26 protein-coding genes and 3 pseudogenes are annotated in these 26,887 nt (G+C 58.3%); 18 read left to right on the plus strand and 11 right to left on the minus strand.

What is annotated here, in order from left to right; translation table 11 throughout:
• Window positions 1-192 (plus strand): phasin family protein (locus BLV07_RS43835; RefSeq protein ID WP_176946156.1); only part of this gene is annotated, 192 nt, incomplete at its 5' end.
• Between the two features lie 181 nt (window positions 193-373).
• Here BLV07_RS43835 and BLV07_RS50205 read toward each other — a convergent pair.
• A complete protein-coding gene (locus BLV07_RS50205) occupies window positions 374-760 on the minus strand; it encodes a hypothetical protein (RefSeq protein WP_176946157.1) in 387 nt (128 codons plus the stop codon).
• A gap of 463 nt (window positions 761-1,223) precedes the next feature.
• Here BLV07_RS50205 and BLV07_RS43845 point away from each other — a divergent pair, with 463 nt between their 5' ends.
• Window positions 1,224-2,600, plus strand: coding sequence for an FAD-dependent oxidoreductase (locus BLV07_RS43845; protein WP_091898861.1), 1,377 nt, complete (start codon window positions 1,224-1,226; stop codon window positions 2,598-2,600).
• On the opposite strand, the gene BLV07_RS49530 is transcribed toward BLV07_RS43845, so the two are convergent.
• Complete coding sequence (locus BLV07_RS49530) at window positions 2,491-4,554, minus strand: winged helix-turn-helix domain-containing tetratricopeptide repeat protein (RefSeq protein WP_244551439.1); 2,064 nt, start codon at window positions 4,552-4,554, stop codon at window positions 2,491-2,493. The genes BLV07_RS43845 and BLV07_RS49530 overlap by 110 nt on opposite strands.
• Window positions 4,555-4,709: 155 nt before the next feature.
• Between BLV07_RS49530 and BLV07_RS43855 the strand changes: the two genes are divergently transcribed.
• The 3 genes from BLV07_RS43855 (at window position 4,710) to BLV07_RS43865 (ending at window position 8,101) form a co-directional block, all read left to right on the plus strand.
• Window positions 4,710-5,636: a DUF1127 domain-containing protein gene (locus BLV07_RS43855; RefSeq protein ID WP_091898862.1), complete on the plus strand. Its 927-nt coding sequence runs from the start codon at window positions 4,710-4,712 to the stop codon at window positions 5,634-5,636.
• A 45-nt stretch (window positions 5,637-5,681) separates the two neighbouring features.
• Window positions 5,682-6,578: an alpha/beta fold hydrolase gene (locus BLV07_RS43860; RefSeq protein WP_176946158.1), complete on the plus strand. Its 897-nt coding sequence runs from the start codon at window positions 5,682-5,684 to the stop codon at window positions 6,576-6,578.
• Window positions 6,579-6,931: 353 nt separating this feature from the next.
• Window positions 6,932-8,101, plus strand: a complete 1,170-nt coding sequence (locus BLV07_RS43865) for a YncE family protein (RefSeq protein ID WP_091898864.1) — start codon at window positions 6,932-6,934, stop codon at window positions 8,099-8,101.
• A gap of 303 nt (window positions 8,102-8,404) precedes the next feature.
• Here BLV07_RS43865 and BLV07_RS43870 read toward each other — a convergent pair whose 3' ends face one another.
• From BLV07_RS43870 to BLV07_RS43890, 5 genes are all read right to left on the minus strand, one after another.
• Entirely contained in the window at window positions 8,405-8,896 is a 492-nt protein-coding gene (locus tag BLV07_RS43870) for an adenylate/guanylate cyclase domain-containing protein (protein WP_091898865.1), read from the minus strand.
• A 147-nt stretch (window positions 8,897-9,043) separates the two neighbouring features.
• Window positions 9,044-9,286: a DUF1127 domain-containing protein gene (locus tag BLV07_RS43875; RefSeq protein WP_091898866.1), complete on the minus strand. Its 243-nt coding sequence runs from the start codon at window positions 9,284-9,286 to the stop codon at window positions 9,044-9,046.
• Window positions 9,287-9,565: 279 nt separating this feature from the next.
• On the minus strand, window positions 9,566-10,648 hold the full coding sequence (locus BLV07_RS43880; protein WP_091898867.1) for a winged helix-turn-helix domain-containing protein: 1,083 nt from the start codon (window positions 10,646-10,648) through the stop codon (window positions 9,566-9,568).
• 339 nt (window positions 10,649-10,987) lie between these two features.
• On the minus strand, window positions 10,988-12,073 hold the full coding sequence (locus BLV07_RS43885) for a hypothetical protein (RefSeq protein ID WP_091898868.1): 1,086 nt from the start codon (window positions 12,071-12,073) through the stop codon (window positions 10,988-10,990).
• A 65-nt stretch (window positions 12,074-12,138) separates the two neighbouring features.
• On the minus strand, window positions 12,139-12,588 hold the full coding sequence (locus tag BLV07_RS43890; protein ID WP_091898869.1) for a hypothetical protein: 450 nt from the start codon (window positions 12,586-12,588) through the stop codon (window positions 12,139-12,141).
• A 636-nt stretch (window positions 12,589-13,224) separates the two neighbouring features.
• On the opposite strand from BLV07_RS43890, the gene BLV07_RS43895 reads away from it, so the two are divergent.
• The 4 genes and pseudogenes from BLV07_RS43895 (at window position 13,225) to BLV07_RS43910 (ending at window position 15,381) form a co-directional block, all read left to right on the plus strand.
• Window positions 13,225-13,533, plus strand: a complete 309-nt coding sequence (locus tag BLV07_RS43895) for a hypothetical protein (protein WP_091898870.1) — start codon at window positions 13,225-13,227, stop codon at window positions 13,531-13,533.
• A gap of 716 nt (window positions 13,534-14,249) precedes the next feature.
• Window positions 14,250-14,776, plus strand: a pseudogene (locus BLV07_RS49540) (ATP-dependent DNA ligase); the annotation flags it as partial.
• A gap of 159 nt (window positions 14,777-14,935) precedes the next feature.
• Entirely contained in the window at window positions 14,936-15,163 is a 228-nt protein-coding gene (locus BLV07_RS49545; protein ID WP_349525685.1) for an ATP dependent DNA ligase, read from the plus strand.
• Window positions 15,163-15,381 (plus strand): hypothetical protein, encoded by a 219-nt coding sequence (locus BLV07_RS43910; RefSeq protein ID WP_091898871.1) that lies wholly within the window; start codon window positions 15,163-15,165, stop codon window positions 15,379-15,381. Before BLV07_RS49545 ends, BLV07_RS43910 begins: the two co-directional genes overlap by 1 nt.
• Window positions 15,382-15,473: 92 nt before the next feature.
• On the opposite strand, the pseudogene BLV07_RS50210 reads toward BLV07_RS43910, so the two are convergent.
• A pseudogene (locus tag BLV07_RS50210) lies at window positions 15,474-15,691 on the minus strand (hypothetical protein).
• A 505-nt stretch (window positions 15,692-16,196) separates the two neighbouring features.
• Between BLV07_RS50210 and BLV07_RS43920 the strand changes: the two are divergent.
• Window positions 16,197-16,442 (plus strand): hypothetical protein, encoded by a 246-nt coding sequence (locus tag BLV07_RS43920; protein ID WP_091898872.1) that lies wholly within the window; start codon window positions 16,197-16,199, stop codon window positions 16,440-16,442.
• 81 nt (window positions 16,443-16,523) lie between these two features.
• Here BLV07_RS43920 and BLV07_RS43925 read toward each other — a convergent pair whose 3' ends face one another.
• Entirely contained in the window at window positions 16,524-17,486 is a 963-nt protein-coding gene (locus BLV07_RS43925) for an ABC transporter substrate-binding protein (RefSeq protein WP_176946159.1), read from the minus strand.
• 609 nt (window positions 17,487-18,095) lie between these two features.
• Between BLV07_RS43925 and ltrA the strand changes: the two genes are divergently transcribed.
• Entirely contained in the window at window positions 18,096-19,379 is a 1,284-nt protein-coding gene (gene ltrA / locus BLV07_RS43935) for a group II intron reverse transcriptase/maturase (RefSeq protein ID WP_210187862.1), read from the plus strand.
• Between the two features lie 317 nt (window positions 19,380-19,696).
• The gene (locus BLV07_RS43940; protein ID WP_176946160.1) at window positions 19,697-20,101 is read left to right on the plus strand and encodes an ester cyclase; all 405 of its coding nucleotides are present in this window, start codon (window positions 19,697-19,699) and stop codon (window positions 20,099-20,101) included.
• 220 nt (window positions 20,102-20,321) lie between these two features.
• On the opposite strand, the gene BLV07_RS43945 is transcribed toward BLV07_RS43940, so the two are convergent.
• Both BLV07_RS43945 and BLV07_RS43950 read right to left on the minus strand, forming a co-directional pair.
• Complete coding sequence (locus tag BLV07_RS43945) at window positions 20,322-20,543, minus strand: DUF6894 family protein (RefSeq protein WP_091898876.1); 222 nt, start codon at window positions 20,541-20,543, stop codon at window positions 20,322-20,324.
• A 15-nt stretch (window positions 20,544-20,558) separates the two neighbouring features.
• Window positions 20,559-21,323 (minus strand): Crp/Fnr family transcriptional regulator, encoded by a 765-nt coding sequence (locus tag BLV07_RS43950; protein WP_091898877.1) that lies wholly within the window; start codon window positions 21,321-21,323, stop codon window positions 20,559-20,561.
• Window positions 21,324-22,241: 918 nt separating this feature from the next.
• Here BLV07_RS43950 and BLV07_RS43960 point away from each other — a divergent pair.
• From BLV07_RS43960 to BLV07_RS49555, 6 genes and pseudogenes are all read left to right on the plus strand, one after another.
• Window positions 22,242-22,493, plus strand: coding sequence for a hypothetical protein (locus BLV07_RS43960; protein ID WP_091898878.1), 252 nt, complete (start codon window positions 22,242-22,244; stop codon window positions 22,491-22,493).
• Window positions 22,494-22,896: 403 nt separating this feature from the next.
• Window positions 22,897-23,106, plus strand: a complete 210-nt coding sequence (locus BLV07_RS43965) for a cold-shock protein (RefSeq protein WP_091898883.1) — start codon at window positions 22,897-22,899, stop codon at window positions 23,104-23,106.
• A 231-nt stretch (window positions 23,107-23,337) separates the two neighbouring features.
• Window positions 23,338-23,577 carry a hypothetical protein gene (locus BLV07_RS43970; RefSeq protein WP_143035720.1) on the plus strand — a complete coding sequence of 80 codons (240 nt, stop codon included), beginning with the start codon at window positions 23,338-23,340 and terminating at the stop codon, window positions 23,575-23,577.
• Window positions 23,578-25,686: 2,109 nt separating this feature from the next.
• Window positions 25,687-25,923, plus strand: a complete 237-nt coding sequence (locus BLV07_RS43995; protein ID WP_091898882.1) for a hypothetical protein — start codon at window positions 25,687-25,689, stop codon at window positions 25,921-25,923.
• 211 nt (window positions 25,924-26,134) lie between these two features.
• Window positions 26,135-26,449 carry a hypothetical protein gene (locus BLV07_RS49550; protein ID WP_244551440.1) on the plus strand — a complete coding sequence of 105 codons (315 nt, stop codon included), beginning with the start codon at window positions 26,135-26,137 and terminating at the stop codon, window positions 26,447-26,449.
• Window positions 26,412-26,887 (plus strand): annotated as a pseudogene (locus tag BLV07_RS49555) (class I poly(R)-hydroxyalkanoic acid synthase); the annotation flags it as partial. The gene BLV07_RS49550 and the pseudogene BLV07_RS49555, both read left to right, overlap by 38 nt.

The raw sequence follows: 26,887 nt of genomic DNA on the forward strand, positions 1-26,887 counted from the left end.
TTCGTCCATCTGTTCGGCAGCAAGTCAGCGACCGATGTCTATACCTTGTCGGCGGCGCAAGCGCGCAAGGCGTTCGACACCGCCTCCGACCAGAACAAGGAATTGTGGGCGCTTGCCCAGAAGCTCGCGACGGAAACGGGTGAGCCGATCAGGAAGCACTTCACCAGGGTTCTCCACCAAGGCGCCGGCTAAAAAAGCGCGCTCAATTTCACATCCAGATTCGTTTGAGGAGGGATCCGGCCGGTTGGAGCACGCCGAGCTGAGCGAGCACGCCCCCCACTGCCCCATGCTCGATCAACAAGTTGCGCGATGCCCCCCAAGTACCGCGCACCGACAAGAGGCGCATTCCAACCGGCCGGCGCTTTTCTGCAAACTACAACAAAGACAAATCGCAAGGGAGGGCAACATGGGAATGGTCATGGTCAAATGTCCGCAAACCGGACACGCGATTCCCACCGGTATCCAGACTGATCGCGAGAGCTTTGGGTGCCGCGCGGTGTTTTTCTCGCGCACCCGTTGTCCGATCTGCCGCACCGATCACGCGTGGTTCGCGCGGGAAGCCTGGGTCGACGAGCCGGGCATCCGGATCGCGCCGTCGTAGCGGCGGCTCCCGGCGAACGGCTTTGTTGACCTTGTCTCGATCCCGGCGGCCTTCAGACGCAAGCTGCATGACCGGCTCATGGATCTCGACCGAGACAAGGTGCGAGACATTCATGGACCCTCTATCGGCGAGCGACGTGTTCCTTACGGTCGCGATCATGAGCGCCACTTTCCTGGCCGAGGTTGGGCTATTTATTTTGATTGGAATGCTTTGAAAGGAGCGCGCGATCTGGGCATCGCGCCGCCGATGCGAGGTCTAGGACTCCGCAAGCTTCAACAGCGGGGGAAAGCAGACATCACCCGAGGTCGCAGAAGGGCCATTTTCGGACTCATGCACCGCGTCAAAGTGAACCCTCATTCGATCACCTCATTGGCCTGCAACAGCATCGAGGTCGGTAGATCAAGGCCAAGCGCCTCAACTGTCCCCAGGTAGACGTTCAGCTCTGAGGAGTTCCCTCAATCGCGAACCGGGCCGGGCGGTATCAAAGAACCGAAACACGTTCTCGAGCAGCCTTGCGGGTGGTGCCGAAAGGCGCGATGATGTTGCACCGGGCGCAATACCGGCGAATGTTCAACGAGTGTCCTGCTTCGTCCTGCAGTTAAGTAAATGCCGGGAGGGGTCGATGGTACACGTTGGCAAGCACGCGGTTGTGGTGGGCGCGGGAATGGGCGGTCTTTTAGCCGCACGCGCTTTGGCGGATCATTTCGACGAAGTGACCATACTTGAGCGTGACGCGCTTCCGGATTCGGCTGATACGCGCAAAGGCGTACCGCAAGGACGGCATACGCACGGATTGCTTGCCCGCGGGCGCGAGGTACTCGAGCAGTCGTTTCCCGGGTTTACTGAGGAAATAATCGCTCAGGGAGCAGTACCTGCGGACATCGTCAACGATGGGCTTTGGTTCAATTACGGCGTCTATCTTCACAACGCCCCCAGCAAGATGGTTGGGCTCGGGGTGAGCCGACCGACGCTGGAAGGCTTCGTGCGACGGCGGCTCCTTCAACTACCCAACATTCGGGTGCAGGAGCGTCGTGACGTTGTGGAGCCGGTGTTTGATCGCCCCTCAGGCCGCGTGACCGGTGTTCGCGTCCAGTCAAAAAATGGCTCAGGCGACAAGGAAACCCTGGAAGCCGATCTCGTCGTTGATACAAGCGGTCGCGGGTCAGCAAGCCCCACATGGCTCAATGCGTTTGGTTTCGCAAAACCGCCGGAGGAGCAGGTCACTGTCAATCTCGGCTATGTCACCCGCTTCTGTCGTCTCAAGCCCGAACATATGGAGAATTACCTGCATGGCAGGAAGTTCGTTCTTATGGGAGCGTGCTTGCCTGATTTTCGCTTCGGTGCCCTTCTGCCACAGGAGGGCGAACGTTGGACCGTGACATTAGGCGGTTACATGGACGATCAAGCACCACTGGATGATGCTGGTTTCCTTGAGTTTGCACGTGGCTTGCAAAAGCCGGAAATATTTAACGTGATCCGGAATGCGGAGCCGCTTACTCCGCTCACGCCATACAAGTTTGTTTCGAACACACGACGCCACTACGAGAAACTGACTCACTTTCCGGAAGGCTATCTGGTGTATGGCGACGCCTTGTGCAGCTTCGATCCGGTCTATGGTCAGGGAATGACGGTAGCTTGTGTGGAATCGCTGGCCTTGCGCGAGTGCCTGGCAAAAGGAACACAAGGAATTGCCCGCCGCTTCTTCCAGATGGCCAGTCGGGTCATTGAAACTCCCTGGCAAATCGCCGTGGGCAGTGATTTGCAAAACCCGCGCGTTGAGGGCAAGCGGACGGCGCAGGTGCGCTTTGTCAACTGGTACATAGCGAAGTTTTACCGAGCGGCACAACGTGACGCCGCGCTGGCAACCAGGTTCCTGGAAGTGGCCAACCTTATGCAACAGCCAACCGCGTTGCTACGCCCAGCGAACGCGCTGAAAGTGTGGAATGGAAGTCGGGACATGCAGCATCCCGACCTTGGTCAGGGGCGCCAAGCCGCCTAGCCACGGTGGCGACATGTCTCAATCGACACCCTTGTTCAGTCGCGCGCCCACAGGCAGCATCGCTAGTACTCAATCTCAATGTGCGGTGCGGTCCCGGTAGGTTGCGTAAGCGCGTTTGCAACTGCGTGGCGACGGCAGCGAAGTACGCATCCGTCCCGAGCTGGGCGGTCTTGGTGCGCGCCGCCCGGGAAGGCGAGTGGCCCATGTCGCAAGTGGGGCAATCGCGTCGGTTTGGCCCTCGGATGCGAACTTCCGGCCTACCCCTGTGAACCGACATGTAGCTGCACTGCGTCAACGGAAGCGATAGGCCGGGAGCGGACATTCCATACTGCGCGGTTGACGGGATTAAAATGAGATCAGCATTTCCCCGGCACGCAATCACGGGGGTAGGCCCATGATGCGGCAAGCTCGCGCTATCCTTTCGATGTGTTCCTTGCTTGTAAATTATAGCGAGCTTGGGAACGAGTGTAGAGACGCGCAGAGCCGGTTTCGCTTGCAGCAGGCGCGCCCCGATCATCCGGGCTTCCTCAACCCTTCCAGACATTGCCTGGCATATCGCCAGAATAAATTGTCCGTTTAGATAGTTGGGCCGGTGCAGCACAGCCGACTTGCCCCATGATGACCCTTCCTCGTATCGACCTGTCAAGAAATGCGCAACCGCTATTCCGGTCTGCATCAGAAAAAGAAACGGATCCATGGGGCTTAAACGCACCCCGGCATGGAATTGCTTGAGCGCCGCCTCTATTTCGCCGCGGCGTATGTGTTCCCAGCCAATAGTGTACCGTGCGACAGCCAGATTGGGGTTAAGCTCATGCGCTCGGAAGACGAGGGCCACGCCATCGTCTATCTCATACAGTACAGCGGCAATTGCCTGCCCAACCCTCACGAGTACAGTCGGATCATCCTTATCGAGCTCAATGGCGCGACTTGCCAATCGTCGGGTGTCGTTAAATTCCTGATCCGCGTCGATCGTCCAGCCGAAGACCTTTCGTTGCAGATAACAATAAGCACCAAGCGCGTATGCTGCGGCCAATCCGGGATCGATCTCGACAGCAAGCCGGGTCAGTCTGAGGGCTTCAATGTTTTGTTCGCGGGTGAATTGATAGAAGCTCGAGAGTGCACGAAGATAGTAGTCGTAGGCCTGAAGATTTTCGGTTGGCTTGCGTTTTGCGCGCTCTATCTCGGCCCGCTCCAATTGAGGAAAGAGTGCGCCAATCACGCTGCTCGTCGCTTGGTCCTGCAGATCGAAGATATCGTTGAGTTGGCTGTCGAAGCGGTCCGCCCAAAGATGGGCGCCCGTCGTGGCCTCGATCAACTGCCCGGAAATGCGAACTCGGTCGCCGGATTTGCGCACACTGCCTTCGAGTACATACCGGACGCCTAGCTCGCGCCCGACCTGCCTGACGTCGATAGCCTGGCCCTTATAGATAAAAGAGGATTGTCGCGCGATGACGAACAGCGATTTAGACCGTGAAAGGCCGGTGATGATATCCTCAACCATGCCATCGGCGAAATACTCCTGCTCCGGATCCGAGCTCAGGTTAGTGAATGGGAGAACGGCCAACGACGGCTTGTCGAGGACCGGGAGGGTGGGTTTTGGCGCTTCCCTGTCGGCTTCGATGACCGGCAAGGTAGAGGCGCTGTGAGCTTCCTGTACCGCACCAATAAAGCGGAAGCCCTTCCTCGGCCGGGTCTTAATGAGCCGCTGCTTTTCGCCGGAATCGCCGATCGCCGATCGAGCTGCATTTAGGCGGGTCGTCAGGGCTGCATCGGAGACGACGCGCCCGTCCCATATGGCCTTGATGAGGTCATCCTTGCTGACGACGCGCTCTCTGTTGTTGATCAGGTAGGCGAGGAGGTCGAACACCTGAGGCGCGAGGGGGACCAAATCAGCCCCGCGATGCAGCTCCCGCCGGTCAGTGTCGAATACGTACTCCTCGAAGAGGTAGCGCAAGCTGCCACTCCGCAAAAAGATCTGCGCCGCACAGAGGCGTCGCCTCGATTCAAAAGAATAAGCCGTCGGTAAGGAAAATGTAAGCCGCACGTCAAGCGTGTCCGACGGCATCCTGGCACGCTCACTCGGCAGAAACAAGCCGAGGGGAGCTGCCGGTGAGCACGACTTACGGCACCAGGAGGCTGCGACGGGCTGCCGCACCAACGGGTCAAGTCGCCGCCCTTTTCAAGGGCTTCTGGAGTGCATTTCAAGAATGGCGCGCACGCCGGGTTGTCCGAGCAACCCTACTTGGTCTTAGCGACCGGGAGCTGGCGGATATCGGTACGACTCGGGGCGAGATCGACTACGTCGCGGCGCAGCGAAGCATCGTGAGGCAATATCGTTCGACAGATCGATACGACGCCGGCACGCTTCTTCTCTTGTTGCTCCGCACCGCGCTTAACTTCGTACCGGTATACGAAGCCAAAGCGCAATGTACCGCGCAGGACGTTTTGCGCAATCGCCTGTTGCTTAGTACGGCCGCGGCGGCTCCCGGCCCGCAGGATCCGATTAGCTCCGCCGCCGATGTTCCAATCTGGAAGACGATTGCAATAGGGACGTTCAGGGATCCGGTCGCGCTTCGCGACGCAATGAGCGCAATGGGTTGCGGCGTCGGAAACTCGGCCGTGGAGGTCCTTGCTCGACCAGCCTTCACAGTGAGCGGCAACAAGGCCGACCTGGATCTCGTTATCGTCTCGGCGGCCCAACTCGGGATTCAGAGCGAGACGGTACCGCTACGGAAAATGTATGCGCACGCACAACGACGGGGTCTCGGCCTCGTACCCGCCGAAGTCGCTCCGCAACTCCGGCTTCAGTATTTGGACCAACCAATCGGAGAGTTCCTCATTATCATTATCGCGATGGAGCCGATTAGGACGTGGTCGGGCGATCAGGTCATCTTGACGGTGGCCAACGGCGGTGCAGGGCTCATTCTCATTGGTCAGGATGGCCACGACGATTCCGAAGTCCCAGCAATGTCCCGTTTTGTATTCGTGCGGCCCCATGACAACGCGCCTGCGGAAGCAGCACTCCTCCATGACTAACCTTCTAGACCTTCGTTGTGGGCACCGACCCTGATGGGGACTCCAATGCTTCGCCTGCTCGTTAATTTGGCCGCAGCGTCCTATATGTTGATCAGCGTTGACGCCGCCCATTCAGACGATGTCAAGCGCGTCACTGCAAACGGGGCTGAGCTTTACTATGTGGAAGTTGGTCAGGGCGAGCCGGTCATATTCGTCCACGGCGGGCTCCAAGACTACCGAATGTGGCTGGCACATCTTCCCAAGTTCGCTGATCGCTATCGGGCGATCGCCTATAGCCGCCGCAACCACTTCCCAAATGACGCAAGCCCCGAGGGCATGCCGGATGGCGCCGCGGATGCGCACGGCGAGGATCTTGCCGCGTTTGTGCGGGCTCTAGGCTTGTCGAAGGTCCGCGTCGTTGCGCATTCGTCCGGCGCGCATGCGGCGCTGTTCTTTGCCGCCATACGGCCGGAAATGGTGGTCAGCCTGACGCTCAACGAACCACCGGCGACTGGAATCCTGGCCGGCGTTCCCGGCGTCGCCGACATGTTGAAAGAGTGGGGCAATGCCCAGGCGCCGGCAAGGCAGGCAGTTAAGGCAGGCGACGTGAAAGCCGGCATACCGCTGTTCGTGAATGCTGTCGGCGGACCGGGCGCCTATGAACGTCGTTCCAATGCCGACCAGGAGATGAACTTCGACAACGTGGCGTCATTTCAAGCCGACGCCACAACGAAACGCCCGAGGCCCGTGTTCACATGCGAAATGGCCAAGTCGATCAGTGCGCCAACGCTTTTGTCCAATGGCGAGCGAAGTCCTAAGTTCTTCTATCGAATTGTCGACCAGCTAGAGACCTGCCTGCCAAACCGCGAGAGGATCATCATTGTCGGAAGTTCGCACACCGTGCCTGCAGAAGCTCCTGACGCGTACGATCAGGCTGTTCTTACGTTTATGGGCAAACATTAGCGCCGTAAGTCCGGTCTGGGTCAGCAGCGTCGGTTTGACAAACGGCTCGGCACTTCCGTTTTGTCCCGATCAGCAGACCATTTTAGGAGCCAAGCCGAACTTCGCCATCGGGCCAGTTGCGGACATCCCCATGCCGACGTGGTGATACCGCAAATTCTACTGGCTCTCCGGCCAGGAACACCAGATAACCCGATATAGTTGACGACTAAGACGGCGGTCCTCCGCGCCGTTCCAATTTGGCTTGCCGGTACGGCGCAGCGAGCGCATCCTGATGCCGAGCTGTCGGCTTCGGGCATTAATCAGGCTCGATACGGAAACAACGCAGGTCCACGCCCGCAAGGAAGGAGAGAATCATGAAGCAGAGGCATTTAAGTATCGCCGTGCTCGTCGGTGCGGCCCTCCTTGCGCTGCCGATGACCGGTGGCGCACAGATTCTCGTGTCCGGCAACGACGAGAAGGTCTTGTGGGACGACGCCGGCAAGACGGTTTACCTGCCGCCAGGCAAGGACACGATCTCCTTCATCGACATCGGCGACCGTGAGAACCCGAAGATCCTGACGAGCATTGCACTCGAGAACAGCATCTTTGGGCCGCCGACCAATCTTGCCGTGCATCCAAGCGGTGAGATTGCGCTGGTCGCTAACTCAGTGACGCAGATAAAGGATGGCGAGAACTGGAAGCCGGTGCCGGACGACAAAGTCTACATCTTCGATTTGAAGGCGAGCCCGCCTAAGCAGATCGGCACCGTCAACGTCGGCAAGCAGCCATCGGGGCTTGATATCAGCAAGAAAGGTGACCTGGCGCTCGTCACGAATCGCGCCGACAATTCGGTCAGCGTCCTCAGCATCTCCGGCAAGGAGGTGAAGGTCACAGACACGATTGCGATGGGCGATAGCGTCGCGCATGTCGCAATCTCGGCGGACGGCACCAAGGGACTGACTGTTAAGCCGGTCGTCAACAAGGTCGCGTTCTTGAAGATCGACGGTCAAAAGGTCCTCTACGAGAAGTACGATATGCCGACCGGTGTTTTCCCGTATAACGTCGACATCGTACCGAACGGCAAGATCGCGCTCATCGCCAACAACGGGGGAGGCGGCTACGCCGATGGCAATGTCGATACGGTGAGTGTCATCGACCTTGAGCAAAATCCGCCGCGCGTCATCGACCACATCGTCGTGGGTGATGCGCCGGAAGGTTTTGCCATTAGCCCAAAGGGCGACTTAGCGCTTGCGATTCTCGTCGGCGGCAACTCCGATAAGAAAGCGTTCTTCTCACGCAAAGGAGGCGCGGCCGTGGTGCTGAAGATTGATGACAAGAAGGTGACGAAAGTAAGCGACGAGATCGAGGTCGGCGGGCTTGCCGAGGGTGTCGCCTTTTCGCCGGACGGCAACTACGCCTATATCGGAAACTTCCTCGATAGCAACATGTCGATCATGAGGATAAACGGGACGCAAGTCACCGACACTGGCAAGAAACTGAAATTGCCAGGTCATCCGGCCTCGCTCCGCGGTGCGCCGAAGTAATGGGATACTTGAAAAGGAGGACTTCGAGGGTGCGCAAATGGCCGCTCTGGGTCAGTCGCGTCGATTTGGCCGTGTCGCCACCACATCCGGTCTGGCCCCGGCCGCTGACGTGCCGGGCGCCATCGTGATCTTCGACTTCGGGCCAGGAGCCGACCTTGTACCTTCGCCTGAGGAGTTGTTTCAGCCACGCTGCCTTTTGTGCAGAGGCCCTGACTATCGAGATAATAAATAACACGCGCCTTCGCGGGCTCCGCTTCGGGATGGCCAAGAAATGAAAACGGCAGAGCGGCCCAAGCGTTGAAGTCACCTCGCCGAGGTGGCCCGCACGTGCTCTTCAGTCTCGGCCCGATAGAGATGCACGGCTTCATCAAGTCCCTTCAAGGCATGAAAACCGTAATCTCCGAAGCGAAAGTTTGCGCCGGCGACCAGATCACGAACGGTGTTGGACACGAGCACCTCCCCAGCGCCGGCCAAGGCGCAGATGCGAGCTCCGATGTGCACAGCTATTCCGCTAATGTCGTCCGGCTTTACCTCTATCTCCCCCGTATGCACTCCGCCTCGGACCTGGAGATCCAACGAGCGCACGCGCTCGGAGATGGCGGCAGCGCACCGGATTGCGCGGGCAGGACCGTCGAAAGTTGCCAAGAACCCGTCGCCTGTTGTCCTCACTTCCCGTCCCTTGAAGCGTTCAATCTCCAGCCGTGCAATGCGGTCGTGCTGGTCGAGCAGTGCGCTCCAGCGTGTATCACCGAGTTCCGATGCGCGTTTCGTCGAGCCGACGATGTCGGTGAGCATTACCGTTGCGAGGATGCGATCCGGCTCGACGTGGGCGCGTGAGCCCGTGAGCGGCGGGGCAGGTCGCTCGAGGGGTTGCAGAACTTAAGCAAGTCGTCCTTCGCGGGTGCAAGAGGTTCTTCGAGCGGAGCCGCTATGGAATCGGCCTCACTTCCTGTTGGAGATACGTGGATCGGTCGAAAAATCGGTGCGAACGAGATAGTCGATCTCAGCCCTCGTAACCCCGATATCTCTAAGTTCTAGATCGCTTAATTCGTCGAGTGTCTCGCGCAAGCTCCGACGGATACGCCAAGCACAAAAGGCGTCAAAATATCTCGCGAGAAAGTTTGGAGGACGGCGTGTTGGCGCAGGCGCCTGCGCCGATCCCGCAGCAGTATAGATCGTGCTCATGGCTAACTCCTAGGGCAACTACCCATGGGCAACCTTGCCAAGGCACAACGGAGCGTGCTTGACGCCACGCTTACATTATCCTCACCAGCGACTTATTTTTCTATGATCTCGAGTATCAAGCAGAGTACGAGGTGAGCGCTTCGCACCGACCGGCAAGCTTCGTCACGAACCCATGTTAGTTTGGGCTAATAGGTCCGCCATCGAACAGATCTTTGTCAGATACAGCAGTGGGCCCTGCTCGATTGCGGGCCTCGCGGCCTGTTCGCCCCTCAGGAGCAATCAACTGACGTAAGCTTGATGGCTTGCGCCGATATTCAACGAGCGGCTACACTGCTCGATGGCCTGTTCATATTGCCGGAGGTGCAGGTGCGCAACGCAGAGAAGCCGGGCCGTGATGTTACCGTGCAAGGTAACGAGATTTGCTAGGTCACCGTCGAACCAATCGGACCAAATGTCACGAGCGGTTTGAAGATCGGTTAGTGATACGTTGATCCGTACTTGATCTCCGTTGCGTCTCACCGCACCCTGTACGGCCCAGCGGATGCCGAGAACCGATCCAAACTGCTTCAGATCGATCGGCCTATCCTTGTAGATCAAGGCGGTCTCGTGTCCAATAACTAACGTGGCGGGCGTTCGCGCCAAGTCGATCGTCAGTTCTCTTGTGATGCTGTCGGCAAATTGGTCCTGCTCTGGATCGTTGTTGAGGTTGGCGAAGGGCAGCACCACGATGGAGAGACGAGGCTTAATTTCGGGTATGACCTTCCGTACCCCTTGGATCTCTTGAGCTTCCCGAACTGGGTCGGTACGGAGCGTCTTCCAGGCACTCCAATAGCCGGAAAGACCGCCAGCGATTGCGCCGACGGCAGCGACCGATGCCAGCGCAGCGCCGGCAAGCTTCAGTGGGCCTTTGAGGTGACCCAGTCTGTGATGGGATCGGCGTTTGCCTGTTAGTTGTTGAGAAGAAGCTGGGACTAAAACCGCTTCCTTTCCGGTCGGATGCGCAAGCTCTAGCTGTTCTGTAGAAGAGACCATCGCGATTGCAGTGCGCCGATCTGCATCATGCAAGGCGCCTACGAAACGAAATCCCTTTCGTGGAAACGTTTTGATCAAACGTTGTCGTTCGCCGGAGTCGCCGATCGCACGTCGGACAGCGTTCAGCCGAGTCGTCAGCGCCGCATCAGATACAATTCGACCATTCCAAATCGCGCTTATGACATCATCTTTGCTGACCACGCGATCCCTGGTGCGGATCAAAAATTCGAGCAGATCGAGGACCTGCGGCGAAGTATGCACGACATCAGGTCCGCGCCGCAACTCACGCAGTTCAGTATCCAATAAATAGTCCTCAAAGAAATAGCGCATGACTATTCCGTGAGCTTGCCCTCAATCTCCAAAGGCAGCGAATATAGCGCGACAATAAGCTTCAGGAAGGGAGGATGTAAATTGATATCAACTGCGCCCAGTTGCCCTGAGGAAACGTCCTGCCGTTGGACTGGTCAGCGTAGCTGCCGCGTTTACCCTGGAGCATCCGACGTAAGATCGGTCTCCTGATGTGTCCGCCTTGGGTCATTCGCGTCGATTTGGCCGCGTCGCCACCACGTCCGGTCTGGCGCCGGCTGCTGACGTGTCGGGCGCCGTCGCGAACTTCGCGTTCGGGCCACGAGCCGACGTTCCATGCTGACCTCCACCACCACAGGTCCATTATGGCGCCAATTCGTCGAGCATTGCGTTGGCCTGCTTTAAGTCCAACGTGTTAAAGCCCTCGCTGAACCAGCCGTAGACCGGAGCGAGAAGGTCTCTGGCTTCCTGTCGCTTTCCTTGATCGCGCCACAGCCGCGCCATGCTCATCGCGGAACGGAGTTCCCACGACTTCGCCTGCTGCTTGCGCGCCACTACGAGTGCGCGGTCAAAAAAGATTCCCGCTTTCACTGGATCTGATTTCGGCAACAACAGCGCGATTTCTCCGGCAGTGCGGTTGATCTCGGCCTCGCACCACGTTTCCTTGTTCTCCTTCACTGATGCCGGCGCTTCGTCGATGCAACTCCAGCTGTCGTCGAATTTGCCGACTTTCGCGTAGCTATTTGCCAAGAATGATAGAAACAACGGCATCCACACTGTTGCTCCCGTTGATCGCCATGCCGCCATACCGGACGAAATCGTTTGAATTGCATCCGAGTGTTTGCCGAGCAAGGCAAGAAGCCAACCCCGCCGGAGGACTCCGCCCGCTATCCAGAACGAAGCACGTTTTTCGTCGGCTAAAGCAACTAGTTCTTCGATGAGCTCGTTCGCTGTAGCGTGATCTCCACAATACATGTGGATAAACGATACGTGGAAGAGCGCAAACATGAGCGTAGCGGCGTGACCGATTTCGCGCGCCTCCTTGAGCGCTTGGTCAGCGTCCGCGAGCGCAGCCTCTGGATGACCAAGCGACCACAATGCCCATGAACGCCAGGGCAAAATTACAACTCGCACGTCCTGACCAAAGCGCGCCGCCAGCGCGCGATGGACGGCGGGGTCGTACAGTGCGATAGCCCAATCCAGATGCGCGCGCGCTTGCACGAAATTTCCTGCGGCAAGTAAAGACATACCCATCAAGCGATGCCCAACCATCAGCGGCACTGTTTCGCTTCGTATTTCTGCGAGCGCTAAGAAATGGGACGCAAGCTCGCGCATCACGTCGCCCCTGAATGAGATAAAGCTCGCGACCCATGAGCCGTAGAGTACGGTGAACAACAGCAGTGGGTCTTCGGGAGACTCTCCGAGCGCTTCAGCTTGTTCGATTAGCACACGTGCCCGCTCTACCGTCGCCCTGGTTTCAGGCGCTGCATACCCCTTGAGATGGGAAAGTGGGGTTACAAGCGCGACCTGAAGCTTGATTTGTTCGCACCGCAGGGCTGGCGTTCCGGGCAGGGTAGCTTAGGAAACTTGCTCGGATCGAATTTTCTTACCGGCTCATCACGCTCCGGCGCGGGCGACTGCTGTTCACTGAAAATGAGTGTGCCTTCGAGGAGCACGCCCGGAAACTGCTCTGCCGTGCCGGTGTAGCTTGCTATCTTCCCGATACAGGTGCCTTCGAGCTTTAGCCGCAGTTCATCTTCATTGCCAAAGACGGTTGGCTGACCGTCGGTAGGTCTTTTCGTTGTGATCACTGCGGTAAATCGATCGCCGTCGATCTCGCAGGAGCCGCTGCAAGTCATGACGCTATCGCGTCCCCAGATTTTCCCGTCCGCGACATGAGCGATCGCGGTTCCTTGGCCGAGCGGGGTCTTGAACCACGCCGCATAGGTGCCGTTCTTGAGCATGGGAGAACCGCTCCCTAGTTGCACTTGACCGGACGCGATGATCGGGCGACGAGCCCTAATGCTTGGTAAATGCCGTGACCCGTTCTAATCGGGTGGCGGGGGCTAATTGTCGCGCGCTTGCGGCCTCCTTCGTCTTCGGCTCGGCGCGGCAGCGCGTTGTTCCACGAGCCGCAGGAGGTTCTTGCACTTCGGACATCGATAGGTTCGGATTTCCCATACCGATGTCTCCGGCTCCGAATGGACGAGCCTCCTCTCGACATTGCAGGTGGAGCGCAATTGTTGGCTCACAATCGGACCTCGATCGGTGAAGCGGTCAATTTGGGAAATTTCCCAATGGGTGAACTACGGAGAACAAATGCTTGCGCTCGTCGTGCTTTGAGCAGCCGCCGGTTTTTGTAAGCACTCGACGTGTGCCGCTGCCCCTTACGGTGCACTCCCACCGGCCGCCGCAGGACCAGCCTCAAACGGATATCCATTTTGTTCGATCCGGGGAACTACGGTCCGGTGGGATACACCGGATATCCGCTTGATGACGGCAGATTTGGAACCCGTAAGGAAGGATGCCGCCACCAACGGACAGGAACGGTCGGTGTTCGCTCCCGTTACACCGGTCCAAACCCAAAGGAGCACTCGCATATGTTGAAGATCGCTCTTGCTTTGGCCGCAACCGCAGCGGCGCTGACAACGACCCCGTTCGCCATTCCGGCCAACGCCCAAGGCGTCAAGACGGCCCAAGGCGTTGATGTTCAGATCGGGCGGGACCGCGAGGACCGTTACTACAGGGACCGTGACTACAAGGCGCGCGACCGCTACGACCGCGATACGACAGTTGGCGTCGGTCCGGGAGGCGTTACGGTCGGCCCAAGACAGCGCTGCCGCACAGAGACTGTCACCGTCGAACGTGATGGCCGCATGGTTACGCGCAGGGAGCGCCGCTGCGACTAATTCGGTCCGGAGTGAAGGCGGAATTAATCCGGGCAACACCATGGTGCACGCCGCAGGAAAGCGCGCGAGCGTGCCGCTCAACGCTTATGTTGGCGGCCGCGCGCCGATCTCAAAGCTCAATGCTGACTGTGAAAGAAAAGACCGACGCGCACCGCCGGTTCACCTGATCCGGCTGACCGAGACACGCGGGATCGCGCGTTACATTGGAACGTGGCTACCGGCAAGTTTGTTGGCTTTCCGTCCATTTTGAACAATGGACGGCAGGCTGGCCCCGACCCAACTTCCCCCGTTGCCCTTGGTGTCGGGGCCAGCCCATATGGAGAGAGACCTTGGACGGTAGGAGCACGGCCCGGATCGTCGGTTTCAGCATCGCGGGTATATACTTCGTTTGCATGGTGCTCGCGGCGATCAGTATGAGTTGATTACCTCGCATCAGGCTCCGGAGCGATCAGGCCGCGAGCCCAGGACGGCCGCATCCACATCGAGAAGATCAACGCGCCCTTCCTGTTCACACTGAAGGGCCGCGCCAGCGAATTCGGCGCCGGTCTCGCCTACGCGGTCGAGAAAGGCTGGCTGATGCTTCACGAGAGCGGCACCTATGTGAAGCTGCTCGGCCCCCGCGAGGATCTCCTCGTTCACTAAGGAACCATTTGCCGCCCGGAACGAATCCGCTGTGAAGGATTCGAATCCGAAGTGCAGTTGCGTGGAGTTGGTCGGTGGCGTTGCAGCGTCAGAAGCCTGGGGCGATCGGGATCAAGGCGCCCTTCCCGGGCTTCATCGAGCCCGTACTCGCCGAGCAGGTCGATCGCGTTCCGCGCGGCGAGCGCTGGATTCACGAGATCAAATTCGACGGCTACCGCGGCCAGCTCCACATCGCCAACCATGACATCAAGATTTTCACCCGGAACGGCAGTGATTGGACCAAACGTTTCCGCAAGGTGGCGCATGATGCCGACCTGATCAGCGCCAGCTCGGCGAACATCGACGGCGAGATCGTGGCGCCAGGCGAAGACGGCAAAACCGACTTCGCGACGCTGCAGTCACCGGCAAGGCCCACAACATCGGTATGATCGCGTTCGACCTGCCGTATCTCGACGGCTGGGATCTGCGCCGCGCGCCGCTGCTCGAGCGCAAAACCGCCCTGAAGCGTCTGATCGCCGGAACGCCGATCGCGTACAGCGAGCATTTCGACATCGACGGCGCCGAGTTCTATCGGCGGGTCTGCGCCGGCCAGCTCGAGGGCGTCGTCTCCAAGATTGCCAATTCGCCCTATGGCGGCGTCCGCGGCAGTTACTGGGTCAAGACCACATGCGCCCATCGCGAAACGCTGGCGATCGCCGGCTTCAAGATCAAGGACAACCGTTTCGACGGCATCTTTGTCGGCCGGCAGGACGGCGATCAGCTGCTCTACGTCGGCAAGATCGAGCACGGCTTCGAAGGCGCGGCCGCGCAGGAGCTGCAACGACGCCTGAAGCCGCTGGTGCGCAAGACCCAGCCGTTCGCCAAACGCATCCTCAACAGCGCCATCTGGGTCGAGCCGCGCCTCGCCGCCGAGATCGAATACCGCGCCAAGTCGGCCAACGGCCATCTTCGGCATCCGTTTTTCAAGGGATTGCGAGAGGATTTGTAATGGCACGCCTCACCCATGCCGAGCAGATTGAACAGAGCTACGATCTCGCCATGATGGCGCTGGCGGATTACCTCATGCACGAACGCGACGCGGTCGCGACCGTGGCAACGCTGATCCGCATTCTCGATCGAGACAGCCTGCGCGACGCGATCACCGAGGTTCTGGTCGACTCCCGCGTGCATCCGAGACCGAAAACGGACTTACCTGCACGAACGTGACAACGCCCGGCGCGCTGTAATCCGCGATGTCCGCTTGCTTCTCGTCGCACACATGCGGGCCTACAAACTAGGTCCCTTCCAGTGCTCGGCCGTCAGTCGCGATAGCCCTTGCACTTCGTTTCTTCTTTGTACTCACCGTGCTTGCCCCACTTCCGCTCATCTTGCAGGGGCCTCGGTAATACTCCTGCTTGTATTCGCGGTCATAATTGTAGGCGAGGTAAGGACTGCGATCGTAGCCCCATCGGCCATTGCCGCTCTCATCCTTCCAGGGGTCGGCGAGTGCAGGTGTCACGATCAGCCCTAGAACCAATTCGGATTGTCGGAAGCGGCGTGCTTCATGATTCGACCTTTCAAAATAGAAGCCCAGCGCCGGGCAACGGGAAGGCGCTGGGCTTCTGGCAGTGCTACGGCGTCGACCTAGGCGCCACTCAGCATCGCCCGAACGCTCAAAACAACAGGGTTAGTGCACGACACGAAGAAAATAGTAGCTGACGCCACCGATCACGAGAACCGTAGGCACAGCCCAAAGCAGTACGACTGGCATGGTTTTCCTCCTCCTTGTTCTGCCCGCTAGTCAACGGGCGAGGCAGGGTTCCAGTTCCAGAGCGGACGATCGCCGTCCACCTCTTCAGGCTGCTCACAACGCGTAGAGAGAAAGGAAAGCAAGCCGACGATGGCCAGCGACGACGCCAGCGCATGCGTCCACCATCGTGGGAACGATAAGTGCACAGCCATCTAAGGAGGAACGTCGAGGTCATTGACTGCATTGAGTCGAGCGCGGCTTAAGCAGCCGCCTCCACCCTTAGGAGCGAACGGTGTCGAGATCACCGGTTTCGAAGGACGAGCTTGAGCGAATTGCGCTGCAGGAGATCCGAAGTTTTCCAGGCACAGAAAAGGTCGTGTCCATCGAAGTTGAGTTCGGCCCCGATTACCGACCCGGTACCACAGACTGGAAGCTGCATGTCGTCGCGCAGGAAGGCTGCGATCTTGCACGCATTCAATACGCAGCGAAGACCACAAGCGACCGGCTCAAACGTCGCTATGAGGTCCGTTTAAACTAATTTCACCGAATTTGCATCGGGGCAAGAAGCGGTCCTAACCGGACGGCATCGGGCAGGTCAGCTCAGGGCCAACAGAAGACCTCAGTCGATAACTTCGGCGCCGACAAGGAGAGACGGCGGGATCGTGACGCCAAGCGCTTTGGCCGCCTTCATGTTAATGGCGAAGTCAAATTGCGTGGGGCCTTGGAAGGGTAACTCGCCTGCGTGTGCGCCATTGAACAGGCGCTCGACATAGCTTGCTGCCTGTTGGGTAAGTTCTCTAAGATTTGGACCATAGCCGATCAGAAAGCCTCGTTGGGCGCTCTCGCGGAAGCCCCCAATGGTCGGTAAGCGGGCTTTTGTCGCAAGCGCGGCGAGCGGTTCGCTGTCGCGAAATAGCTCGGGGGTAGGCACGACCACGACGGCTTCCACGCCAAGCCCTCGCATCGCATCGAATGCGCCCGCATACCCGTCCGGGCTCTCGACCCAGATTTCGACCAACTCAAGTCCGGCCTCGGCAGCGGCCTTGCGCAAGGGCGGTAAGTCCGCCTCCACCACTTTGCGGTGATTGGACAACACTGCAACTCGGTGCACTGTAGGCAACGCCTCGCGAAGCAGGGACAGACGCTTCGCCTCGAGCTCCGGGGCAATCAGGCAAACGCCCGTGACGTTGCCGCCCGGGTGCGCCCAACTCTCGGCTACGCCGGCGCGGACTGGGTCTGCACCCATTGGTGCGGCGACAATCGGAATGGCGCTCGTCGCTGCGCGAACGGCATGGACCGCCCAATCGGATGTGGCGACGATGACATCGGCCTTATCGCCGACCAGCGCCTGCCCTAGTGCCGGCAGTTGCTCCTCCGTACCCACGCGAACATCAAGGACTAAGTTACGACCTTCAACGTAGCCGCGGGTCGCCAAGTAGGGCAGCATGATAGAACCGAAAGCGCCAGCGCCAGCAATCCCCGGAAGCGTGAGCACACCCAAGCGCCAAACTCGTTCTGCAGCTTCCGCGTACTTCGGCGAAAGCGCTGCCAGCACCGCGCAAATGAGCACTGCCCGCCTCATCGCGAATTCTCCTTTGCGGCTCTGCTTGCACCCTACCACTCTACACGACATGAGGAACGTCCGCGTTGGGTGTGCGCCGTGAGAAGGCGGCGCTTTCCAGTGGGTGCAAACCCCACCCGGCAAACGCTCCAGCCGGAAGCATTCGGAGCAGTCATGGAGGTAACGAAGTGGCTGAAGCCTTCGATTAGCGTGTCACGAATTGGTGACAGCGCGAGTGTGCAGGCCGTAACGCGAGTGAACGCCGAGCAAGCCTCGAAAAGGACGATGCGCAGGCCGACCCGACAACCCTTTCGGGGAAGGCTGATACGGCTGGGATAACGAGCGAAATCCACCCAGCCGCTGCGCCGGGGTAGTGGCGACAGCATGTACACAAGGAAAGCGTACGCAACACGGGAGGCCCTACGACGTGGTCAGGGATGATCAACCGGACGCCCGCGAGGGACAGGCCGGACGCCGTGGGGATGCGGAGGGGTTCATAGTACTGGTGAAGCCGGGTAACGCCGGTGGAGGGAAGGGACCTCAGTTCAAGACGAACGCAAGACGTAGTGAGGGACCTGGGGATTGGGCAGCCTATCAACTCCGAAGAGTGTTCAGAAACTGCAGACAGCGTTGCACGCGAAAGCGAAGGCAGAAGCTGGCTACCGCTTCTACGCCCTGTACGACAAGATCAGCCGGGAAGACATCTTGGCCCATGCCTATGCCCAATGCCGCTCCAACAAGGGCGCACCGGGCGTGAACGGTCAGGACTTCGCGGACATCGAGGCGTACGGGGTGCAGCGGTGGCTTGGCGAACTGGCGCTTGCGCTCAGGCAGGAGACGTATCGACCGGACCCTATCAGAAGAGTGTACATACCGAAGGCCAATGGCAAACTCAGGCCATTGGGCATCTCGACCTTGCGCGATCGAATCTGCATGACGGCAGCGATGCTGGTGCTAGAACCGATCTTCGAAGCCGACCTTCCACCCGAACAGTACGCGTACCGTCCCGGGCGAAATGCCCAACAGGCGGTGGTCGAGGTGGAAGAGCAGCTGTTCCGCGGCCACCCGGAAGTCGTAGACGCCGACCTCGCGGACTACTTCGGGAGCATTCCACATGCCGAACTTCTAAAGTCGGTAGCGCGTCGGATTGTTGATCGGCGCGTGCTGCATCTGATCAAGATGTGGCTGGAATGTCCCGTGGAAGAAACCGATGATCGAGGAAGGAAGAAACGGACGACCGAGGCACGGGACAAGCGGCGCGGCATCCCGCAAGGCTCACCCATCTCACCATTGCTGGCGAATCTTTACATGCGCCGGTTTGTGCTGGGATGGAAGATGCTCGGTCTCGAGCAAAGCCTCGGCTCTCGCATCGTGACCTATGCCGACGACCTTGTAATCTTGTGTAAACGGGGCAAGGCTGAAGAAGCCTTGCGTCAATTGCGCATGATCATGGGAAAGCTGAAGCTGATGGTCAACGAGGAAAAGACACGAATCTGTAAGGTCCCGGAAGAGGAGTTCGACTTCTTGGGCTATTCGTTCGGGCGGATGTACTCAGAGAGAACCGGCCAGGCACGCCTGGGGTACCGGCCATCGAAGAAGAGCATCAAGCGTATGGTCGAGCAAATCCATGCGCTGACGGTCCGAACGGGGACATGGCAAGAAACCACAGAGCTGGTGGGTAAGTTGAACCGCACGCTGCGCGGATGGGCGAACTACTTCAAGGTAGGCACCGTCAGCAAGGCGTACCGCGCGATCGACAACTACACCGCTGTGCGGTTGCGCCGGTGGTTGCGCTCCAAGCACAAGGTCAGGCGACGCAAGGGCGGGACTTATCCACTCTCGCACCTCTACGGGCACTTCGGGCTCGTACGCCTAACTGCACGCGGACGCGACGTGCCGTGGGTGAAGGCGTGAGGTCTTGTCCGAGAGCCGGATGCGGGCGATCTGCATGTCCGGTTCGATGAGCGAGATGTGGAAACGGAGTCACGGTCGAACTACTAAGGCACCGCCAGACGAAAGAGGCGGCAACAGATATGTTCAGCCTACAACCACCGCGCCACATCCCGACTCTACCATTCGCGTCGGTTCGGCCGGGCGCCGCCGATTTCCGCACTACCCCTACAAACAGACATCGTTACCGTGCGTCGGCATGTCTCAAACGGGCCATCAGCTGTCATAGGCGGGCAGGTTCTGCTAAGCTGCCTCATTGGTTAGGTCATTGGAGGGCAACCGTGGCGCCATCGAACCTTGAAGTGTTCCGCTCCATAATCGATCGAGGCTTCTCAGGCGGTGATTTGTCAGTCGCCGATGAGGTTTGCGCGGAGCGACTGCTGGAGCACCAGTACTTGACGCCTACCGACTTGCCCGGTCCGGCCATTCTAAAATCTCAAATCGAGAGCGCCCGGCGAAACCTCAAGGACTTCAAGCTTAAGCTGGAGGCCTGGGTTGAAACCGAAGATACGGTTTGGGCTCGTTGTCGAGCAACGGGCACTGATCCGGGTTCGGGTAAACCCGTGGCTATCGACGTGCTCGATATTTGCCGCTTCAAAAACGGGAAACTTATAGAACATTGGGGTGTACCGGATCGCTTCGCGTTACTGCACCAGATCGGTGCTCTTCCTTCCCCGCCGACGTAAGCTGAAATACTTTGCATCTGTTATCGGTCACAAGCGGGGTATCGGCGCGTTGCTCGACCTTGTCCGGTTTCAGGCAAACAGCCGACATTCAGATTGATAGAGGTCTGCAATGGGGTCAAAGGCTGACCCGGCCAGCTTGCATCGCGGTGTTCGGGTCACCAATCAGGAAGCCAACTTCGCGACGCTACGATCTAGGGTCAACGGTGCGCCAACAGCAGACTCACCGCGTAGGCGATCGGGCGATGGAAACCTTAACGGTCACGGTGCCAATCGTCCCATCGTCGGACGAGACTGTCAGAGTGAGTGGATCCGTCAGATCCTGCTGGTCGCGGGCGAGCAAAAGCGCAGTCTGCGCGGCCTCTTTGACGGCCGCGTCAGCGTCCACGAACTCGACGCCCTCTTCATCAGGAGGGGTCCCGGGTTGAGAGAAATAGAAGCGCATTCCAATCCGCAGCTCTCAGGACGAAGGAACATTCCTAGTCAAGAACAGATAGCTCTCGTCGAAGCCCGACGCTTGGACGACCTTCTCATAATCCTCGATCGTCACAAAGTTCTTCTGCAGGTCGAGAATGCGCTCTGCACGGAACGCCTGCAACACTCTGTTGATGTGCACCGTGCTTAATCCGAGCGCTTCGCCTAGCTCGGATTGCGTCACCGGAAACTCGAACTCTTCTCCGTTCGTCAGTCCGACTGCGGCCATGCGCTGCCGCAACTCGGCGAGAAGGTGCGCCATACGTGCGGCGGCCGGTCGCACCCCCATATTGACGATCCACTCGCGGAAGATAGCGGCGTCTACCAGCGTCTCCCGCCAGAGCGCGCAGGCGATCGAGGGGTGGGTTCGGACCAGGTGCTCCAGGGCCGAATGAGCGATAAAGCCCACCGTTGCTGGAGACATGGTTGCGAGGTCATGATCCATCGTTTTCAAAAACAGGCTCTGAAGATCCGGGATGTCGCCTGGGATATGAAAAGAAAGGATCTGCCGTTTTCCATTGTTGGCGACCTTGGAGCGGCATGCGAAGCCTTTGATGATCAGACAGCAATGGGTGGGACGATCCCCTTCCGAGACAAGACAGGTGTCCGCAGGAACGACTCTGGTCTCCACCTTGAGGGAATGAATGGCTTTGGCGTCATCGTCGGAAAGATGGGTGTCGACCCGCAATCTGCGGATCAGCATTTCGGTGGGATGCATGGTGGACCGTGCGATGGCGAAGTCCAAGACCATCGACTTGAGGCCGGGTTGAAAAACCTCGGAGCGACGAACCTAAGTCGCTGAAAGGCCGCATAGTGCGGCGAAACGCCAGATTGCTGACGTGGAACCGGTGTCCAGAGAAGTGGGTGGCACAACAAGCACCCCAAGGCAGATGTCTTTTAATACACCAAAGGGTAGTACGTTCCTACACAATAAAGCTCCTAGCGAGGCATGAAGTTCTACCTCGGGATACAGGTGTAGGGAGTGATAGCGCCGGCCCTGCTCGCAAATGCACAAAGTCGCGGAAGCAGTTGATGAGTTCGCCAAGTGAGGCGGCCTCACTCCGGGCCAAGCTTGTATATCTCGCCGGGTCTTAGGTTGAGTCCTTCAAACAGGCTGCTTTTCGCTGAGAACCGCAGGTACAACTTCGGCCGTCCAACCTTCGGGGATAGCCGCGAGCACCAGCGTCAGGGCTTGGCTGGGCTTGGCAAACGCCAGCCATCTGCTTCGCAGCTGATGCGTTGTCTGAGCTCACCTCAACGACCGTGAAGGTAGTTCCGAACGACTCTGCCAATGATTGCCTAATTCTCTTGAGGGTCCTCCGCGAAGTTCTCACAGGCACATGACCTACAACTCTGCCTGTGACGCTCGCTGGCATTGCTCAACCTCCCGAGGGCGGCCGTAACTCCGCTCGGTCAAATGCTGCGGTCACCACATTCGTCGCGCGACGCCGGGTCCTTCACAGACAGCCGATATAACGAGGGCTCGGTAGTCGTTCGGCTCGGGGCACAAGCTGACTTACAGGAGCCCCTGATCGAACCAGATTGAAGGGCCTCCGCTCATCTCGGACAATCGCTCCACGCCTGAAATACCCGCGACCCCAATCAAAGCCATCTTGCTCGATCCTTGTATGAACATTACCTTGCGGTCCACACACGCCGGGAGGGCTAGATGAGCAAGGCACGCGAGTTCATCGACTTCTGGGTTGAAAACAGCGTTCATGCCGCAGAGCAGTTCGGGGCCCCTGGAGCCTCTCAGGACGAGGCCGAGCTTACCAGCCGTCTTGTCGCGGCAGCGAAGGAACAGGGCATCTCGGAGACTCAATTGCAGGCCGAGGTCGGGGAAGTTCGCAGCTACCTCAGAGACAAGCTCTTGGCGGCCAACCAGGCCGAGAGCGCTCGACTAGGCCGACGCGTAGATTAGCATCTGGGGCTTCTAACAGGAACCTCTCGCCCGGTCCGTTGATTGAGATATCGGTCTGTGGCGCGATATCTGGACCCCTCTAGGTTTGCGTCATCCACCCGGAACGGCCCATTGTCCGACGCGCGTTAGGCGATGGGCCGGTTCTCGTAACGCCACGTCAACATCGTCGCAACGCATCCGAGCAGCAACGAGTGCGCGTGTGACGCACCGTTGGCTTTCTTCTTGAAGTCTCCTAACCGCTGGTGTACTGTCTGACGCATCGATACTGGCCGAACAACTGTTCCGCTTTCGCCTCAGATCCTGACGGCGCGCACGTTTCAGACATTCTCCCAACATCGAATAACTGGATCACTGGCCGCAACTCCGCGTGCCAGGTCCTGCGCGCATACGAAAGGAAGACCTGATGAACACAGGCACAGTGAAGTGGTTTAACACTCAAAAGGGCTTTGGCTTTATCCAGCCGTCAAACGGCAGCAACGATGTATTTGTTCACATCAGCGCGGTCGAACGTGCGGGTATGGGAACTCTGACCGAAGGTCAGACGCTGTCTTACGACGTCGTCGCTGACCGTCGTACGGGCAAGTCTGCTGCCGAAAATCTTCGTGCTGCTTAATTAAGAGCACGTCAGACCTGTCGCTCTAGCCACGGATGTACTGGCAGAGCTTGTGGTCCTGCCCCGCCCCCGAGTTATCAGGGCGGGGTTTTTCATTTAAGCAGGTACAAAGATCGAAAAGCGGGCGCCACCGCGGCTTCCTTGACTGTTGCGCCTGTGGCCGGTGACTACGTCAGTATGTTCAGCAGCCGCATCGGGAAGGTGATTCCTCAGTGCTACGCAGGAGACAGAATGAGCATAGTTAAACGTCATCTAGCCGAGCAAGAAGAACGCCTAGTCCTGATTGAAGAAATTTGCATCGATACAGGGGCGCTCGTCCTGGATACCGCCACAGACGAAGTCTACTTTTCTGCGGACGAAGCGGCTTACCGGAACGCTTACGTCACCGTGTTTCAAGCTTGGGCCAAGGGCACGATCAAGGGCACAGCGGAACAGATATTCGAGGCTACGAAATCCATTCTTGAAGACTAGAGTGTCCACTTAGGACGCAAGAGGAGCCAGATAGTCCGCCGCAAACGCCGAGGAAAAACATGCCATATACCTATAAGATAAATGAAGATGTTCGCCACCAACCTCAAGGTCCGCAAGGCCGCGCCGCAACGGAGCCGCCGAGGATTTACACGATCGTGCAGCACATGCCCATCGAGGCCGATGGACGAATAAGGTACCGCATCAAGTGCAAGTCCGAGAAGATCGAGCGCGTCGTTACGGAAGATCAGCTTTCATATTCTCAGTGATCTGCGATCTCTTCCGGAAGTGTTCATCGGACAGTGCCCGCAAGCACCATGGAGGAAAACATGTCAGACCGGCGGGAGCTCTATCGGAGCCCAAATGGGGACGCGTGGTTCATCGCACGCGAGCCCACAAACGGTTACGCTTTCATCATCCACCAGCCCAATGCGCCCTCCGGTGGCCGCCTATCTCGCGTCGAATTGGGCGAGTTCTTGCGTGACGGGAAAGGACCCGAACAGCAAGCATTGTTGCGATTAATCGGAACGCTGGTCGAGGTCCCGCCGTTTGCGTAGGACCATTGATCATGGCTACATCCTAGTCGCGCTGATTGCCATTCAAGGCTGCTGCCAACTTGATAGCGAGTTAAAGACTTCACACGTCGGCTACCGGCCCCGGGTCCACAAGCGTTCAGCACCCTGCTTGCCGCGAGAGAGTCTCGGCCGCGGTGACTTGGTTGAGAGAGCTGGAATAGTACAGCTGAGTTAACCTCCGGCGCACGCGGGAATCGACGGACGGAAGCGATGGCTGGATGAGGGGGTTATCCAGTCACTTCGCGTAGCCCTGTGATCGGAGCCAAGCGATCCGACGCTCTCCATTCATCCAATCGTCGATATCAGCTTTGCTCGTGAAGCCTGTAATCTCTCGCGCTTCTGCACCCGGGTACTCGGCGACGATAGCCCAGTCGCCCTCGGATTTACGAACTGGTTTGAAGCTCACTTTGATTTTTGCCATGCCGAACTATGGAGGAAAGTGGGCGAAAAGGAAACCTTGCCGAACCATTTCCAGAAACTTGTCGCGGTCACACATAGGGCTCTGCCGCTCTTTGGTTCTGGTTTTCGAGACAGGTGTCCGCTGTGGGTCCAAAATGCGAAGACCTCAGAGTGAGCAAATCCAGTCCACTCCGCCCTACTAAGCGGACCCAATGCCTTGTACCGCGACTTCGCTGATGGGCCAATTCCGGAAGTTAGTCGTTCGAAAAAATAGTCAGATCGGCCACCCTCATTAGCGCGGCCGATCTCCGTCGACGACTGCGGAGGCGCTATTCGCTCATTCGGTTATTTCGCCCTACCATCTGCACCTTCTTAACTTCCTCTGCCGCCAGCTTCGGTCGGTCGATCTTGAGCGTCAGCTTGTTGAGCTTGCCGGCGAACTTCATCGGCACCTGCCTAATTCTTGTCGTCGACCGGGGTACCGGTGTCGGCGCCGACGTCAAAGGTCTCGTCCTATTGCAAGACAAGCGGAACCGTGCGGGGCGACGACCTTGCCATCGACCTTGAGCACGCTGGTGCGGCCCCCGGGGCCGATGCCGCCCCGCTGTTGAATGCAAGTGTGGCTAGGCGCCGAACCGTCCGCCCTGGGTGACCATCATGCCCTCGGCTCCCCCCGCGGGATATCTGCCTACGCCGTATTCGTGTAAGCGCGGTGTCAGCAATGGCTTCGACCCACGTCGGCCCCCCCCGTCGCCGGCCGCCGAAACCAACAAATGCAACGCGGCCCCGTGGGATCGAAATAAACAGCCAGCAGCTGTATGAGCGATTTAAAGTTCGCTTGGATCAAATGGCAATGGGGGAGGCGCTTTGATGAGCACCAAAAAGCAATCGGCGCTAAAATTCCAGCAAACGCAAGCCCTTGCGTGACGCTCATTTAACCTCCAAGCGCTCATTTAATATTTTGCCCTTTTTTGTGTTTAATTGATACATTTAATATGATATTTTAATGGCATTATTTTATTCGGGGCATCGAGATTGGATCGGCGCCCAGATTTTGACGAACTCGTTTTGGTGGCAAGGGGCCAATTGACAATCGATTTGCGCTCTACGGTGTGAACCCTTTACTCGGAGAAAAATTATGGAGCAGAAAGGTTCTCATTCGACACGCATCCCAAAGTCAGGCTCAATCAGCTTCGGCCATTCGAAAGCAGATTGCCTGATTCGCAGCATCTCCGCATACGGTGCCGCCTTGGATATTGTTGGAGATGGAAAGATTCCCGACGACTTCGCGCTGACCGTCATTCCGGACGGTGACCTGCGCCGGTGTGCAGTGGTTTGGCGTAAAGACAAGCGTATCGCCGTCGCATTCTATTGACACGCCACCAGCTCATGCGGATGCAGGTGGAAGTTCTTAGGGCCATAGGCGCGCCGGCGACGAACAGGGGCTGGTGCACAGAAACCCGGCTTTAACATAACCAATCAACCCTACCTGCCGACGCGCGTGTCACCAACCGCATGCGGTGAGGTGTTGTTTTTTTGGAAGCTACCCAAAACGGCTTGGTCAGGCCTGTCAGGAGGAAAGACTTATGGCCGAGAAGTGGATGGAGCAGCCCATCTGGGATCCGATTGCCCTTGCAGCGCAACTGCGTGACATCACGAAACAAACCCAAGTACTGATGCGGCACTTCACGCCTCATGAGTCTGACGCGATTAAGTTCGGCGTGGGCGAATGGTCAATGCTTGGGTTTGATTTTTTCGAGTTCATGACGAGGATGATGACCGACCCGGCGGTGGTCGCACGCGCAGATCGGCCTATTCCACAACATGGTAGGTATCTGGCAGAAAACCGCGGTACGCCTACTCATGCTGCGTGCACGCGAGGCCGATACCCCAAAAGATAAACGGTTCAAGCATCCGGAATGGAGCGAGAATGCTGTCTTTAGCTTTGTGAAAGACAGTTATCTTGTTGCGGCAGCGTCGGTTCTTTCTGCAATCCGCGAAGTCAAAGGCATGGACGATGCCTCTGCCCGCAAGGTCGACTTCTATACCCGCCAGCTGGTTGATGCCCTGTCCCCTTCCAATTTCGTCGCTACCAATCCGGAGGTCCTCACCGCAACCTTGGCGTCGGGCGGACAGAACCTGCTGCGCGGTTTGGAGAACCTTCTTGCCGATCTGGAGCGCGGCAATGGCCGTCTTGCGATCACGATGACCGACATGAAGGCTTTCCGCCTCGGCGAAAACATCGCAATGACTCCCGGAAAAGTCATCTATCAAAACGAGCTCATGCAACTAATCCAATATACGCCGTCGACACGAGAGGTTCGCAGGCGGCCACTCCT

Origin of the sequence: Bradyrhizobium sp. Rc2d (assembly GCF_900099855.1) — a bacterium.
In the GTDB taxonomy this organism is placed as follows: Bacteria; Pseudomonadota; Alphaproteobacteria; order Rhizobiales; family Xanthobacteraceae; genus Bradyrhizobium.

Coding starts and splice junctions, on each gene's coding strand:
- BLV07_RS50205 (WP_176946157.1), bottom strand. CDS start 760: ATGATCGCGACCGTAAGGAACACGTCGCTCGCCGATAGAGGGTCCATG.
- BLV07_RS43845 (WP_091898861.1), top strand. CDS start 1,224: ATGGTACACGTTGGCAAGCACGCGGTTGTGGTGGGCGCGGGAATGGGC.
- BLV07_RS43860 (WP_176946158.1), top strand. CDS start 5,682: ATGCTTCGCCTGCTCGTTAATTTGGCCGCAGCGTCCTATATGTTGATC.
- BLV07_RS43865 (WP_091898864.1), top strand. CDS start 6,932: ATGAAGCAGAGGCATTTAAGTATCGCCGTGCTCGTCGGTGCGGCCCTC.
- BLV07_RS43870 (WP_091898865.1), bottom strand. CDS start 8,896: ATGCTCACCGACATCGTCGGCTCGACGAAACGCGCATCGGAACTCGGT.
- BLV07_RS43875 (WP_091898866.1), bottom strand. CDS start 9,286: ATGAGCACGATCTATACTGCTGCGGGATCGGCGCAGGCGCCTGCGCCA.
- BLV07_RS43880 (WP_091898867.1), bottom strand. CDS start 10,648: ATGCGCTATTTCTTTGAGGACTATTTATTGGATACTGAACTGCGTGAG.
- BLV07_RS43890 (WP_091898869.1), bottom strand. CDS start 12,588: ATGCTCAAGAACGGCACCTATGCGGCGTGGTTCAAGACCCCGCTCGGC.
- BLV07_RS43895 (WP_091898870.1), top strand. CDS start 13,225: ATGTTGAAGATCGCTCTTGCTTTGGCCGCAACCGCAGCGGCGCTGACA.
- BLV07_RS43910 (WP_091898871.1), top strand. CDS start 15,163: ATGGCACGCCTCACCCATGCCGAGCAGATTGAACAGAGCTACGATCTC.
- BLV07_RS43925 (WP_176946159.1), bottom strand. CDS start 17,486: ATGAGGCGGGCAGTGCTCATTTGCGCGGTGCTGGCAGCGCTTTCGCCG.
- BLV07_RS43945 (WP_091898876.1), bottom strand. CDS start 20,543: ATGCGCTTCTATTTCTCTCAACCCGGGACCCCTCCTGATGAAGAGGGC.
- BLV07_RS43950 (WP_091898877.1), bottom strand. CDS start 21,323: ATGGTCTTGGACTTCGCCATCGCACGGTCCACCATGCATCCCACCGAA.
- BLV07_RS43960 (WP_091898878.1), top strand. CDS start 22,242: ATGAGCAAGGCACGCGAGTTCATCGACTTCTGGGTTGAAAACAGCGTT.
- BLV07_RS43965 (WP_091898883.1), top strand. CDS start 22,897: ATGAACACAGGCACAGTGAAGTGGTTTAACACTCAAAAGGGCTTTGGC.
- BLV07_RS43970 (WP_143035720.1), top strand. CDS start 23,338: ATGAGCATAGTTAAACGTCATCTAGCCGAGCAAGAAGAACGCCTAGTC.
- BLV07_RS43995 (WP_091898882.1), top strand. CDS start 25,687: ATGGAGCAGAAAGGTTCTCATTCGACACGCATCCCAAAGTCAGGCTCA.
- BLV07_RS49550 (WP_244551440.1), top strand. CDS start 26,135: ATGGCCGAGAAGTGGATGGAGCAGCCCATCTGGGATCCGATTGCCCTT.